The organism is Brevibacterium samyangense, assembly GCF_039529845.1.
Lineage (GTDB): Bacteria > Actinomycetota > Actinomycetes > Actinomycetales > Brevibacteriaceae > Brevibacterium > Brevibacterium samyangense.
On record NZ_BAAANO010000010.1, the window covers coordinates 101,871 to 114,537 of the forward strand.

The window sequence follows — 12,667 nt, forward strand, 5'->3', positions numbered from 1 at the left end:
GTCAGCGACGAGCGAGAACGTAGCGCGCGCATGCGGCGATGATCGCCTCGGCTGCCGAAATCGCCTCTTCGACGTCCTGGCGAGTTGCTTCCGGTCGGGTGTCGTCCGGGTATTCCGTTGCGTTCCTGATTTGTCGCATCCAGTCGAAGTCTCGAAGAGAGCCGTCCTCCACGAACGCGGACGCCGCGACTCCTGTGTTTCTGTGTGCGCCGCCGACTGGACGAATTCGCAGGCCCTCGAGTGCAAGGACGGCGGCGAGCGATTTTCGTGCACCGTCGTACGCTGCGGTGAACGCCATGGCATGGTCCTCGATCTCGGCGATCATGCGTGCAGTCCTGAGATGTTTTTCTGCAGTCGTGATCATCGTTTCGGCCTGATCCGCGTTTCGTGCGACACGTTCCAGCCGACGATTGGCGAGCATTTCGGCGATCGTGTCAGTCATGGACTTCGCCTGTCAGGACGCTCACTCTGGGCCGTGCGCGGATCGTGCGAACGAACGGTGACGGATTCTCGGTCGTCCATTCGTCCATGTCCAAGCGCGTGATGTTGACCGGCATGTCGAGTCGTTCGCCGGCGGCTGCGGCGATGTCGGACAGGGCCCGCCGGGAGACGGCGCCTACGACGAGCACGTCCACGTCGTTCGGATATGCGCCTGCCTCGCCGGCGCGTCGCGCGGCCCAGGAACCGTAGATCTGCAGGTCGTCCACGCCTTCGATGCCCTCGAAGAGTTCGCGAAGGACGGGGATCGGGCCGTACGTCGAGGCGATCACCTCGCTCATCGGGTGGAAGAGCGGATGGTCGGTGTTGGCTCGAACCAACCGGTTGCGGCCTTCGTGGCGGTCGCGAAGGACATCGTTCTCGACGAGGCGTCCGATCTCACGATGGACGACGGGGTTGCTCGCCCCGGTGCGTCGCGCGAGTTCGGCGAGGGTGAACTCCCGCTGGGGGTGACCGTAGAGCTCGGCGAGAAGCGCTCCGACGACGTCGGAGCGTACGAACGGAGTGAGCTGCGGCGCGCGAGTCTTCACAAAACGGGAATATATCTTCCGGTTATAGGAAACGTCAACGGGTGCTTCACGAACGCGATCGTTCCCTCAACCGGAAGATGTCTTCCGGTTGAGGGAACGATCGGATGCGGATCAGATCTCACGTCACCCGACGGCGGGTCACGAGGATCGTCGCGCCGCCGACCGCCAGCAGGACGACGCCCGCGGCGAGGCCGGAGATCTCGATTCGGTCTGCTGTCGGTAGGCGTGCTTTCGGTCGACCGGTCACGGGGAAGGAGTCACGGAGAAGAAGTCAGGGGGAGGAGACCACCGCGCAGAAGCGCAGGGCTCAGTTCCTGCCTCGGCGGGTGATGAGCAGGACGGCGGCGCCGACCGCGAGGAGCGAACCGGCGATCCCGAGCGCGTTGAGTGTGGCACCGGTGTACGGCAGGGTTCCCGAGGCACCGTCCCCGTCTCCTGTCGTGTCTCCTCCGGTCTCGGAGTCGTCCGCGGAACCGCCTGCGGCGGCCTCCGCGGTGACGGTGAAGGTGGTGTCGACGATCCAGTCGCGGTCGTCGGGGGCGCTGCCGTTCACCGCCGCGGTCCACTCGCCGAGGATCGAGGCGTCGTCCGGGCGGGAGAGCTCGGGGATCGCGAAGGACGCCGCCCCGTTCTCGTCGGTGTCGAAGGTCCACTGCGTGCCGCCGGCCATGGGGTCCTCGGAGTGGAGGACGAGGAAATCGTAGGTGGTGCTCGGTGCGAGGCCGCTGATGGCGGCGAGGAAACCAGTCGTGCCGTCGGCCTCCGAGTTCGCCGCGATCTCTCCGAGGGAGAGTGAACCCGGGGAAAGCGCGAGGGAGGCGTCGACGGTGCCGTCGTCGGACCCGTCGCCGGTGTCCTCACCTGCGGTGATCGTGAAGTCCCCGTACCAGGCGACCTCGCCGACGGTGCCGTCCTCTGCAGTGTCCCCGCCGGTGACGATCGCGACGCGCCACGTACCGGGGAGACCGTCCCCGGCGCCGTCGAGGAGTTCCGCGTCGATCGGGAGTGTGAAGCTGCCGTGCTCATCGAAGGGGACGTCGAGGAAGACGTCCTCACCGATCGGGTTCATGTCGCCGTCGATCTGGGAGATCCGCACCCGGAAACCGCTGTCGGGGGTACCGGGCGGGAACCCGGATGCGGTCGCGGTGATCGCTTCGCCGGCCTCGAGTTCGGCGACGGAGATCGATGCGCGGTCGAAGGTGAGGCTGTGCTCCTCGGGAGAAGCCTCACCGTCGTCCGGACGACGTTCACGGAAGGGACGAGCGGCCGGGACATGGACGCGGTGCGGAGCGCGATGAAGTCGGAGTACGAGGGTTCGGAGGCGCTCGTGACCGCGGATTGTGCGGACGTGCCTGTGTTCGAGTGGGTGTACGAGAACGCGGTGGCGCGGGAGCGGGGCGGATGCGCCGGCGGGACGACGGTGCCGGGCGAGGAGGACGGGGTGCTGGACACGTCGCCGTTGTACGGCTGGACCTCGATGATGCCGGGCTCGAGACGTTGCCGCGGACCACGTACATCGACGGGGTGGCGGGAGTCGTGGCGGACGGGATCGCCGGGCGGCAGGTGATCCGGATGGGCGCGGGTGCGGACGTGCTCGAGGTCGTCGATGCGGGAGTTCTCGACCATCCGGGGTTGGATACATTCGTCGTGAATGCGGAGGAGTTCGCGGACGGGACACCGATCGCATGGGTGGACGACGTGCAGGAGCACGCGCGGGAACTCGGTGTGCAGTGGGTTGCGGTGGGCGCCGGCACCGGTGACAACGATTTCGGCGACCTCGCCGACGGCATCGCGGCGCTGCGGTCGATCCATCCGGAGGCGGAGTTCGGTGGGGCCTCGTACCTCGGACGTGCGGGTCAGCTCGAGGTGTGGGTGCCGACGGCGGACGACCTGGAAACGGTGTCCGTGGATGCTCTCGGCCTCAGGGGACTGCGGTACGAGGAGGTCAGTTATCCGTCGAAGGACCGGAGTATCGACAGTCTCGCGGACGGAGACGGGTATGGGGCCGAGAAGGAGTATTCACTCGCCCGTGAACTCGCGGAACCGGGCGTCACGACGGTGGGTGTGCGGTCGCGATTCCTGTCGGTGGTGACGGACGATCCGACGATCATCGACCGGATCTACGAAACGCAGACGATGTGGCCGCGGCGCGATCTCGATGCGGTGGCGATTGCGCACCGGGAGCATCCGGAGGCGATCTCGGAGCTCACGATGGACGAGTGGTTGGAGTTCGAGGCGTCGCTCGAGGTGTTGTGGACGGTGGGGGCGACGGATCTGACGGTGGTGCGCGCCTCGGCGTCGCCGATGGCGTCGGGCTGCCGACATACACGGTGACGGGGGTGCCGACGGACGTGCTCGACGAGAAGACCGACGACGTGATGGCCGCGTTCCAGGCGGGGCATCTCGCCGGGGAGTTGGATTTCGAACTCGGCGGGGTCGTCGCGTTCACTGCGCGACAGGGCGAGCGGGTGGACGTCGAGGCGGTCCTCGCGTCCGCGGAGAACGTGGCGTTCGCGCGGGGTGGTGAGTCGTCGAGTGCGTCGGAATCCGAGCCGGAATTGTCGGAGGCCGAGGTGCAGCAACGGCAGGCGCTGCAGCGGAAGGTGTTGGAGACGTGGAATGCGTGGAGGGTGTGAGGGGGGCGGGCGTGAGGCGTGGAAGCATCGTCGTCGGCACTCTCGGAGGGTGAGGAGGAACCGATGAGGTCCCAAGAGGCCGGTGTTGTCTCGGAGATGCCGAGCAGCAGAATAAGCGCCAAGGTGTGGGCGTGGGTGCGGATCGCCTCGGCGGTGGTGTTGTGCGTGGCGGTGTTCCGGCAGGGTGCGGCGAGTGCGATCGGGGTCGCCGAGGACGGCGGCAGTGTCGTCGGGTACGGGTTCAACTTCGTCTCGTACTTCACGAACGAGTCGAACCTCGCCGCGGTGGTGATGCTCGTGATGGGCGGGGTGGCGCTCCTGCGGGGGCGTGACCTGCCGGTGTGGTTCGGCACGTTCCGGGTGGTCGTCGTGACGTGCATGGCGACGACGGGGATCGTCTACAACGCGTTGTTGCGCGGCGACGGCACGCCGAATCCGGATTCGATCTGGTGGGCGAACGAGGTACTGCACGTGGTCGGGCCGGTGCTCGTCGTGCTCGACGGGGTGTTCGGCCCGGGCGTGCGCCGGGTGTCGTTCCGCGTGCTGTGGTGGGTGGCCGGGTTCCCCGTCGTGTGGGCGATCTACACGATGCTGCGCGCCCCGATCGCCGCCGAACCGACGACGGGGGAGCAGCCCTGGTATCCGTACCCGTTCCTCGACCCGGCGGCGGACGGAGTGCTGTCCGTGGTGCTGCACATCGTGGCGATCGCCGGGGTGATCGTGGGTGTGGGGGCTGTTGTGGTGTGGGGGATGCGCCTCAGGGTTGGCTCAAACGATGCAAATTCGGCTCGGGCAACGGTCCGTCACCGGTGAAGGACACCGAGTAGCCGAGCGACCGGAGAACCTCGACGGCGGATTCGGGGTCGTCCCGGACAGCGGACCGAGTCTGTTTTCGTCGCCACTCGACGCGTTTTGCGCGGAGGGCTTTCCGGGCTTCGGATGCTCCGTCGATGCCGAACTCGTCAATGAGCATTTCGAGAACGTCCTCGAGTCCGGGCCGAAATCGGTGCCCGCCGACGGGAAAATGGAGCTCACTCACGCTCGGCACTTCGTTGCTTCTTGCCCGCCGGGTTCCTCGGGGCGTTGACATCCCGGCTCGGATCATTGTCGCGGTGAAAGCATCACGGTGTGCATGGATCTGAATGTGCGCAGCAGGAACCCTGGTTGCTTTTCGGTCGTACTCGTATCGGAAGAGCGGTTCTCGTGAAGTCTTGGCACCGGCGAAGACACGTACTTCTGACTTCTCGACCGCGAGGTACTGTTCGGCGCCGTCCAAACAGCACTCGTAACTGACGAGGAGGGTTAGAAGCGGATCACCATTGACTTTGAGCGGAATCCCTTCTGAAGGGGACTGCCGGACCGAGACGCGAGCGACGCCGCTCACCTTCGTCGCGACAAAGGGAGCGGCGTCGTCAACGACAGCTCGAACGGTGTCGGTGAGATCGTCGGCAAAGTCTTGCGCCAGGAAACCGAGCGCGTCGTCCTGCTCATTCACCGAGTAAATAATCCAGTTCGCGGAGGTCGTCGTAGAGCAAGCGGTCCGACGGATCGAGCTCGTAGTTCTCGCCGCGGCGTCGGAATTCGTCGGGATCGCGAACCTGCTCGAGAATTGCGTTCCGTTTGGCCTCGGCCTCTTCGCGCGTGAACGTGATGACGGTTGCGGTGGACATGCCGCCTCCTTCTCTCGGTAGACATTTTACAGAGTAGACGGGGGCACGGACATACGGATGAACGCGCGGTCGGAGCGAGAGATTCCGACAGTCACCACGAAAACTCAGTGGCGGTGGGATCGGTTCGATCCCACCGCCACTCGGGCGTACTCGGCTACCCGGGCCCGCCGCGGCCGACCCGGATCACTCCGTCACACGATCAATCCCACAGTTTCGCGACCGCCGCGTTGTACTCGGCACGTGCCGCGAGTGCTTCCTCCATCGTCACTTCGACAAAGTGGGTGACGGTGCCGGGGGTCGCACGGGCGACAACGTCCATATCCGCGCTGATCACGGTGCCCACCATGGCATAGCCGCCGCCGGAGACGGCATCCCGGTGGAGGATGATCGGCTGCGTGCCGCCGGGGATCTGGATGGAGCCGACGGCGTATCCGGCATCGACGATGTTCGAGGGGTCCGAGCCTGCTCCGAACGGCTGTTCGCGTTCGACCCATTCGACTCCGGGTCCTTCGTAGCGGAGGCCGGCGCGGTCAGCGACCGGGCTGAGTTTCCATTCTCCGGTGAAGAGGTTGGAACGACCACGGTCGGTGAGACGGAAGTCGTAGAGTCCGGGCAGCACGCGGACCGACTGCTCCTTGGAGAATTCGGGGCGCTGCTCGGAAGGGACCGACGTGACCGCGGAATCCAGATCCCGGTAGCCGGCGGCCGATCCGATCGGCAGCACGTCCCCTGCCTCGAGCTTGCGGCCCTCGAAACCACCGAATCCACCGAGCGGGTACGTCGAACGGGAGCCGAGGACAACGGGCACATCGATGCCACCGCGCACCGCGAGGTAGTACCGCGAACCGCCCTGGATGATCCCGAACTCGACCGTCGCACCAGCCGGAACCGCGACGCGTTCCCAGGTCGGTACCGCCTCGCCGTTCACCTTCACCTCGACGGGTGCGCCGGCGACGGCGATGACCGCGTCCTCGGTGAACCGCAGGTTGGACCCCATGAAGGTCATCTCGAGGACGGCGTCGTCGGGAGTGTTGCCGACAAGGGCGTTCGCCGCCTGCGCGGAGAAACCGTCGAGCGCGCCACCCTGCGGAACCCCGAGGTGGTAGTACCCGGTACGACCACGGTCCTGGACGGTCGTCGACAGGCCGGGGGTGAGAACTTCGATGCTCCTGCGGGGTCCTCCTCGAGAACGGAGAGCAGCTCGGCGTTGTAGGCGGGACCCTCGGCGAGCGCACGGTCCATGTCGAACTGCACCGGGGCCTGTTTGAAGGTGAAGGTGCCGGCCTCGACCTGCTCCTGGATCGCCTCGTACTCCGCCTTGTCGACGGGGCGGAACTTGACGACGTCACCGGGACGGAAGAAGAACATCGACTCGCGGAAGTCGGCACCCTGCTGCGCCGGTTCGAAGATCGGTGCCGCAGCGACGCCGAACATCTGGTAGCCGCCGGCGCCGCGCACCGAGTAGATGCACGCGAACGCGCCACCGTGCCCGACGGTGAGCTTCGGGGTATCGGTCCGGGGCGCGCGGTACTTCGGCACCTCGAGCTGGCGCTCCTGGTCGACGAGTTGGAACATGAACGGCAGCCCCGCGACGAATCCGACCATCGTGACGAGCCACGGCGATTCCTGGTGTGCCTTGATGAACGCTGCAGCGTCCGCGAGCCCGTTGACCTTCGCCGCGTAGTCGAGGTCGGTGCCGCTCGGATCCTGGTGGTACCCCTCGCGGAACCGCTGCACCACCTCGGCGGTGAACGGGTCCTCGTACCAGACCGGGATCTCGACGACGCGGGTCTCCAGGATCGACGAGCCGCCCGCCATCACCTCGTCCTCGATCGCGCTCACCGTGTCACGGAGTTCGAACGGGTGGATGACGTCGGGATCGAAACGGATGAGAAGGCTCGCGTTGGCCGGGCACAGTTCGACGATGCCGTCGATGCCCCGGTCGGCGATGCCCTTCGCGATGAGCGTGGCGCGGAAGTTCGCCGCAAGACTCATCGCCTCGGAGACCTCGACGAAGAGGAACTCGTCGCCTCCGAACGTGTACCGGGCCTTCGGCAATACCGTCGCCGAGGCGCCTGCTGGGGTGGTCATAGATCCTCCAGGAGGTGGGGAGTGGTTTCCACGAAGGTCGAGTGGTGGGTCACCTCGGCCAGTTCCGGGCGTGCGGCCAGGGCCGCCGCGAGGGGTGCGGTGGTCTTCACACCGTCGAGGTGGAAGTCCGCGAGCGCGGTGCGGAGGTTCTCGAGCGCGGTCGGGCGATCCGTCCCGTGGACGATGATCTTCGCGATCATCGAGTCGTAGAACGGAGCGACGACGGATCCCTCCTCGAAACCGGAATCGACGCGGACGGATTCTCCGGTCGGCCAGGTGAGCGCGGTGATCGCACCGGGGGACGGCATGAAACCGTTGGCGGGGTCCTCCGCGTTGATCCGGACCTCGAACGCGGCACCGTCGAAGGCGACGTCGTCCTGCGTGACTCCGAGGCCCTCCCCGGCGGCGACCCTCAGCTGTTGTTCGACGATGTCGATCCCGGTGATCATCTCCGTCACCGGGTGCTCGACCTGGATGCGGGTGTTCATCTCGATGAATGCCGCTTCCTCGCGCTCTGCGTCGTAGAGGAACTCCACGGTGCCGGCGCCGGTGTAGCCGCTGCGGCGGGCGAGTTCGACCGAACTCATACGGATGGTCTCCCTCACCGAGTCCGGGAGGTTCGGCGCGGGTGCTTCCTCGAGCACCTTCTGCTGACGTCGCTGCATCGAGCAGTCGCGGTCGCCGAGGTGGATGAACGAGGTGCCGTCGCCGAGGACCTGGACCTCGACGTGGCGGGCACGGCGGACGAACCGTTCGAGGTACACGGTGTCGTCACCGAAGGCAGCTCCTGCCTCGGCGCGGGCGATGTCGATCGTCGAGGCGAGGTCCTCGGGGCGTTCGACGAGGCGGATCCCTCGTCCACCACCACCGGCGGAAGCCTTGACGACGAGAGGGAACCCGATGGATTCGGCGACCGCTGCGGGGTCGGTGTCCTTCGGGAGCGGGCCGTCGGTGCCCGGCAAAGTCGGGACCCCGGCGGCCCGCGCAGATTCACGGGCGCGAGCCTTGTTGCCCATGAGCTCGATGGTCTCCGGTGACGGCCCCACCCAGGTGAGGCCCGCCTCGGCGACCATACGGGCGAAGTCCGCGTTCTCGGAGAGGAACCCGAACCCGGGATGGACGGCGTCCGCCCCGGAGTCGAGGGCCGCGCGCAGCACGGCGTCCTTGTTGAGGTAGCTGGAACCGGCGGGAGCGGGGCCGATGACGACGACCTCGTCCGCGGTACGGGCAGCGAGCGAGTCTTTGTCGGGTTCGCTCACCGTGAGAACGGTGGTGAGCCCGAGGCGCTTCGCCGTACGCATGATCCGCACGGCGATCTCGCCACGGTTGGCGATGAGAAGTTTCTGCATGGTCGTGTCCTGAATCGGGGTCACTCGACGACGGCGATGACATCGCCCGGGTTCACGGTGCCCTCGTTGTCGATGCGGAACTCCGTGAGCGTGCCGGCCGCGGTGGCCTTCACCTCGGTGAACTGCTTCATGATCTCGACGATGCCGATGGTCTGGCCCTCCTCGACGGTGTCGCCCTCGGAGACGAAGGCGTCCTTGTCCGGTGCGGGCTTGCGGTAGAAGATGCCGGGGAGCGGGGAGACGATGTCGGCCATGTGCGTGCCTCTTTCTGCTGAGGTGTGTGGAGTGGTGGTCGTCGTGAACGACGCCGTGGTGAGTTGTTCTCGACGCTCAGTGCTTCTCGACGTCGTCGATGGCGGCGCGGACGGCACGGACGACATCGGCTGCGTTGTGCGGGTCCGAGTGAACGCACACCGAACCGAACTCGAGCGACACCGGGGTGGTGCCGTCGTTCGCCGGGAAGGCACCGGTCGTCATGGCGGTCCGGACCCGGTCCGCGGCTGCGGCCGGGTCCGCGGGTTTGGGAGCGCGTTCGATGACGAGCGCACCCTCAGGACTGAAGCCGAGGTCGACGTAGATCTCGCCGATGAAGGGCACGCCCATGTCATCGCACACGGTCTTCTGCAGCGTGTTCGCGAGGCCGAGGACAGGTACCTCGTAGCGGATAGCGACGCGGGCGACGGCCGCCATGAGTTCGGCGTCGCGAGCGATCATGCCGAAGAGCGCGCCGTGGGGCTTGATGTGGTTGAGCGGCAGGTCGTACTTCTTCAGGTATCCGACGAGTGCGCCGACCTGGTAGGTGACGAGGTTCTCGACCTCGTCCGGGCTCAGAGTCATGGCACGGCGGCCGAACCCGACGAGATCGGGCAGGCCGGGGTGGGCGCCGACCTTCACGTCGTTCTCCGCGGCGAGTGCCACGGTGGCGTCCATGATCTGCGGGTCCGAAGCGTGGAAACCGCAGGCGACATTCGCCAGGTCGATGAGAGTCATGAGTTCGGGGTCGTTCCCGAAGCTGTGCAGTCCCAGGCCCTCGCCCAGGTCCGAATTGATGGTGATGGGCATCACGCACCTCCTTGGCACTCGATCCTAGGGACGGCGATGGGTGCGGTGCAGGGTCAAGCCGGTGAAATGTGACGTCGATTATTGTGCAGAGTGCACATCAGTTGGTGGGGTCGGTCGGTGCGGGGCGTGTGCCGTACGAGGCGGGGCGGCCTCGCAACGTCACGGGAAAAGCGCCCGGGAATCGTCGGAGGTAGGGCATATGCAGGTCAGGGATCTCATCACGGATCGGTTGCTGCGATTGACGCTCGCGACGCCGAGCTCGGGGTTATCGCTCGGGGCCGAGGTCGCACAGGCTGTCGTGACGGAGTCGATCGATCCCGGTCCGTACCTCGAGCCACACGCACTCGTGCTCACGACCGGTCTGGCGCTCAACTTCACAGACGCGCGGATCTGGGACGGATATGTCGAGCGGCTCGTGAAGGCGCGTGTGAGCGCGATCGCGTTCGGTACGGGCACTCCGCACAGTGACGTGCCGGCAGGGCTTCTGGAATCGGCTCGGACGCACGATCTGCCGGTGCTCGAAGTGCCGCGAGATGTGCCGTTCCTGCGGCTGCAGCAGACGGTGTCGACCGTACTCGAGCACGAACGATTCGAGATCACACGACTCGCGTGGACGATCGCCGAGGAATGCACGCGAATGGCGAGTGCGGGGGACGACCTGCTCGAGATCATCGACTACATCACACGCCGTTCGGGGCTCGTCGTGGCGATCTGCGACGACGCCGGCGGAGTTTTTCTGAGGTCGACCGGCACGGGCTCCGATGCCGCGGTGGAGACGCGCACGGGATCGGTCTCGCGCGGATCTGCGGACGGATTCTCGGGTGGACTGCAGGTCGAACGGCGGCAGGTGCCGCTCGGGCTGCCGCTCGCAGTGGGCCGGGAGGAGACATGGAGCCTGGCGGTCGAGGTTGCGGTGGATGTGGCCGGCTCCATCGCTGGTGAGGGCGCCGGTGACCGCGCCGGGGGAGCGTCGGCGGGCCGGCCGGGGTCTGCTGGATCGATCCGCTGGAACGAGGCTGCTGAGAAGGGTCGAGTGGTCATCACGAATCCGGAGGAGGCCCGGACGCTTCTGTCTCCTGCGGCTGCGGTGATCGGCATGGTGCTCACGCGGAGTCTCACGTCCCGGATGTGGCGGTCGGACGCAGCGGACCGTCTCGCCGCCGCGCTCGAGCGCCTGGATCGTGGTGCTGTCGACGAGGTCGCGAAAGCTGCGGCTGCGTTCGGGATCCGAAGCGCCGACGGGGTTGTCGTCATGGACCTGCGGGCACGCAGCCGGGTACGAATGCACCTCGTGGCACGCAGGCTGGTCTCCGCATTGGGAGCCGAGCATGTGGTCGTTCCGATGGAATCAGCGACGCGGTTGCGAATGCTCGTGGCGCCTCGGGTGCTCGTGGACGAGCGGGTGCCGGAGGAGGGGAAACCGCGGATCGAGGCGACGGTGGCGGATGTGGTGCGTGGTGACGTGGGCGACCGCCTGTCGATGAGCGCGCCGGCGACGTCCTGGGCGGAGGTGGTAGTGGCCTGTGCGCGGCTGACGGTGGTCGGTGGTGCCGGCGGCGGTGCCCGAGGCGGAGCGGCGGGTGCCGCGGCGAGTGCCGGTGGCGTTCAGGTGTTGGAGAGCATGGTGCTCGGTGACGTGGTCGAGGCTCTGCCGATCGTCATGCGCGAGGTGGTGGCGCAGGAGGTGCTCGGCCCGGTCCTGAGTTCGCCTGACTCTGCGGCACTCGTGGCCTCCTTGCGGGCGATCGTGGAGACGTCCTCGGTGGCGGCAGCTGCAGTGCGGATGGGCGCGCACCGGAACACGATCCGCATGCACCGTGATCGGATCGAGCAGCTGCTCGGACTCAACCTCAATGATGGTGCCGACCGGGCGTTGTGCCTGGTGGCGATGGAGGTAGTGGGGCGGGAAGGAAGCAGATAAGCCCACCGGCCTGCGATTAAACGGCGCTGTCGCTACAGGCTCAGTTTGAGAGCCAGCACGATGTCGGCCACGGTTCTCGCATCGTGTATCGATGATCCGAGCGCTACCTCGAGCTTCTTCAGGCGGTACCTCACAGTGTTCTCGTGAACGTTGAGTTTCTGGGCAGTCGCGGCCACGTCCATCTCATGGGAAAAGTGCGTTTGCATTGTCGTGAGGGTTTCGTTGTCCAGCTCCAGCCTGCGAATGAATCGCTTGGCGATCACCTGGTCGCCGTTGGCACTGAGCCTGGCGGTGGCCCATTCATGCGGCCGCATCCAATCGACGTGGACTATAGAGCTCGAACTTGTTCGGTGCCGAGCCATCTCCAGTGCGACGTCCGCTGTTCTGAGCATCGTCCGTACTTGAGTGAGAGATGTGAAGGGTTCTGAGACGCCGCCGGTCAATCGGTATCCGTCGTGTGCGATCTCCAGGGGGTCTTCTCCTGCGATCAACACGGTGAGTTCAGTGTGCGAGGAGGTTGAACCGGATTGCCATTGGAGTGTGGACCTGTCGTTGAACAGGCGTGACGCGGGTCCGGTGAGTTCCTGCGACGCTAGTCCTGAGTTCTCGTTCTTGGCGAAAGTCAGCCGCGCAACGCGAATGTACTCATAGTGGTGAAATCCAAAACGTTCCATTCGTGTCCAGGATATTTCTTCACGCGAGGGCTCTAGCCCACGACTAAGTTCACGCAGGATCGCCGCAGACTCTTCACGGCGTGAAGTCATAGCAAAATTATCGAATCCGGCGAACGCGCTGAGTAGGTCCGAAATGGCACGTAGAACGTCCTGCGCGCGGCTCAACGAAATTCGGTCTCGCTCTGAATATTCGCGTCGCTGGGGCCCGCTGATCGAGGGGCCGGGGGCCAGCTCGT

Annotated in this window: 14 protein-coding genes and 1 pseudogene; 4 read left to right on the forward strand and 11 right to left on the reverse strand. The window is 66.1% G+C overall.

Features of this window, described 5'->3' with window-relative positions:
- Position 1 precedes the first annotated feature (1 nt).
- The 3 genes from ABD172_RS06010 to ABD172_RS06020 all read right to left on the reverse strand — a co-directional run bounded on the left by ABD172_RS06010 (position 2) and on the right by ABD172_RS06020 (position 2,124).
- Positions 2-442 carry a HEPN domain-containing protein gene (locus ABD172_RS06010; RefSeq protein WP_344307862.1) on the reverse strand — a complete coding sequence of 147 codons (441 nt, stop codon included), beginning with the start codon at positions 440-442 and terminating at the stop codon, positions 2-4.
- Entirely contained in the window at positions 435-1,028 is a 594-nt protein-coding gene (locus ABD172_RS06015) for a winged helix-turn-helix domain-containing protein (protein ID WP_344307864.1), read from the reverse strand. Before ABD172_RS06015 ends, ABD172_RS06010 begins: the two co-directional genes overlap by 8 nt.
- A gap of 307 nt (positions 1,029-1,335) precedes the next feature.
- On the reverse strand, positions 1,336-2,124 hold the full coding sequence (locus ABD172_RS06020; RefSeq protein ID WP_344307866.1) for an LPXTG cell wall anchor domain-containing protein: 789 nt from the start codon (positions 2,122-2,124) through the stop codon (positions 1,336-1,338).
- 305 nt (positions 2,125-2,429) lie between these two features.
- Between ABD172_RS06020 and ABD172_RS06025 the strand changes: the two genes are divergently transcribed.
- From ABD172_RS06025 to ABD172_RS06035, 3 genes are all read left to right on the forward strand, one after another.
- Complete coding sequence (locus ABD172_RS06025) at positions 2,430-3,362, forward strand: hypothetical protein (RefSeq protein WP_344307868.1); 933 nt, start codon at positions 2,430-2,432, stop codon at positions 3,360-3,362.
- A gap of 17 nt (positions 3,363-3,379) precedes the next feature.
- A complete protein-coding gene (locus ABD172_RS06030; protein WP_344307870.1) occupies positions 3,380-3,664 on the forward strand; it encodes a hypothetical protein in 285 nt (94 codons plus the stop codon).
- Between the two features lie 63 nt (positions 3,665-3,727).
- Complete coding sequence (locus ABD172_RS06035; protein ID WP_344307872.1) at positions 3,728-4,477, forward strand: Pr6Pr family membrane protein; 750 nt, start codon at positions 3,728-3,730, stop codon at positions 4,475-4,477.
- Here ABD172_RS06035 and ABD172_RS06040 read toward each other — a convergent pair.
- From ABD172_RS06040 to pxpA, 7 genes and pseudogenes are all read right to left on the reverse strand, one after another.
- Positions 4,422-5,159 carry a hypothetical protein gene (locus tag ABD172_RS06040; RefSeq protein ID WP_344307874.1) on the reverse strand — a complete coding sequence of 246 codons (738 nt, stop codon included), beginning with the start codon at positions 5,157-5,159 and terminating at the stop codon, positions 4,422-4,424. The two genes, ABD172_RS06035 and ABD172_RS06040, sit on opposite strands and share 56 nt — an antisense overlap.
- Complete coding sequence (locus ABD172_RS06045) at positions 5,152-5,334, reverse strand: hypothetical protein (protein WP_344307875.1); 183 nt, start codon at positions 5,332-5,334, stop codon at positions 5,152-5,154. Before ABD172_RS06045 ends, ABD172_RS06040 begins: the two co-directional genes overlap by 8 nt.
- A 199-nt stretch (positions 5,335-5,533) precedes the next feature.
- A complete protein-coding gene (locus ABD172_RS06050; protein ID WP_344307896.1) occupies positions 5,534-6,499 on the reverse strand; it encodes a 5-oxoprolinase subunit C family protein in 966 nt (321 codons plus the stop codon).
- Positions 6,500-6,735: 236 nt separating this feature from the next.
- Positions 6,736-7,425, reverse strand: a pseudogene (locus tag ABD172_RS06055) (5-oxoprolinase subunit B family protein); the annotation flags it as partial.
- Positions 7,422-8,774 (reverse strand): acetyl-CoA carboxylase biotin carboxylase subunit, encoded by a 1,353-nt coding sequence (locus tag ABD172_RS06060; RefSeq protein ID WP_344307877.1) that lies wholly within the window; start codon positions 8,772-8,774, stop codon positions 7,422-7,424. The gene ABD172_RS06060 and the pseudogene ABD172_RS06055, both read right to left, overlap by 4 nt.
- A gap of 20 nt (positions 8,775-8,794) precedes the next feature.
- Entirely contained in the window at positions 8,795-9,028 is a 234-nt protein-coding gene (locus tag ABD172_RS06065; RefSeq protein ID WP_344307879.1) for an acetyl-CoA carboxylase, read from the reverse strand.
- 76 nt (positions 9,029-9,104) lie between these two features.
- Positions 9,105-9,836 carry a 5-oxoprolinase subunit PxpA gene (gene pxpA, locus ABD172_RS06070; protein ID WP_344307881.1) on the reverse strand — a complete coding sequence of 244 codons (732 nt, stop codon included), beginning with the start codon at positions 9,834-9,836 and terminating at the stop codon, positions 9,105-9,107.
- Between the two features lie 199 nt (positions 9,837-10,035).
- On the opposite strand from pxpA, the gene ABD172_RS06075 reads away from it, so the two are divergent.
- Positions 10,036-11,757 (forward strand): PucR family transcriptional regulator, encoded by a 1,722-nt coding sequence (locus tag ABD172_RS06075; protein WP_344307883.1) that lies wholly within the window; start codon positions 10,036-10,038, stop codon positions 11,755-11,757.
- Between the two features lie 32 nt (positions 11,758-11,789).
- On the opposite strand, the gene ABD172_RS06080 is transcribed toward ABD172_RS06075, so the two are convergent.
- Positions 11,790-12,521 carry a PucR family transcriptional regulator gene (locus ABD172_RS06080; RefSeq protein WP_344307885.1) on the reverse strand — a complete coding sequence of 244 codons (732 nt, stop codon included), beginning with the start codon at positions 12,519-12,521 and terminating at the stop codon, positions 11,790-11,792.
- Between the last annotated feature and the right edge of the window lie 146 nt (positions 12,522-12,667).

Bases quoted from the DNA above. Each gene is read 5' to 3' on its own strand.
- ABD172_RS06045 (WP_344307875.1), bottom strand. From the start codon at position 5,334: ATGTCCACCGCAACCGTCATCACGTTCACGCGCGAAGAGGCCGAGGCC.
- ABD172_RS06075 (WP_344307883.1), top strand. From the start codon at position 10,036: ATGCAGGTCAGGGATCTCATCACGGATCGGTTGCTGCGATTGACGCTC.
- ABD172_RS06080 (WP_344307885.1), bottom strand. From the start codon at position 12,521: ATGACTTCACGCCGTGAAGAGTCTGCGGCGATCCTGCGTGAACTTAGT.
- pxpA (WP_344307881.1), bottom strand. From the start codon at position 9,836: ATGCCCATCACCATCAATTCGGACCTGGGCGAGGGCCTGGGACTGCAC.
- ABD172_RS06025 (WP_344307868.1), top strand. From the start codon at position 2,430: ATGCGCCGGCGGGACGACGGTGCCGGGCGAGGAGGACGGGGTGCTGGA.
- ABD172_RS06065 (WP_344307879.1), bottom strand. From the start codon at position 9,028: ATGGCCGACATCGTCTCCCCGCTCCCCGGCATCTTCTACCGCAAGCCC.
- ABD172_RS06060 (WP_344307877.1), bottom strand. From the start codon at position 8,774: ATGCAGAAACTTCTCATCGCCAACCGTGGCGAGATCGCCGTGCGGATC.
- ABD172_RS06035 (WP_344307872.1), top strand. From the start codon at position 3,728: ATGAGGTCCCAAGAGGCCGGTGTTGTCTCGGAGATGCCGAGCAGCAGA.
- ABD172_RS06010 (WP_344307862.1), bottom strand. From the start codon at position 442: ATGACTGACACGATCGCCGAAATGCTCGCCAATCGTCGGCTGGAACGT.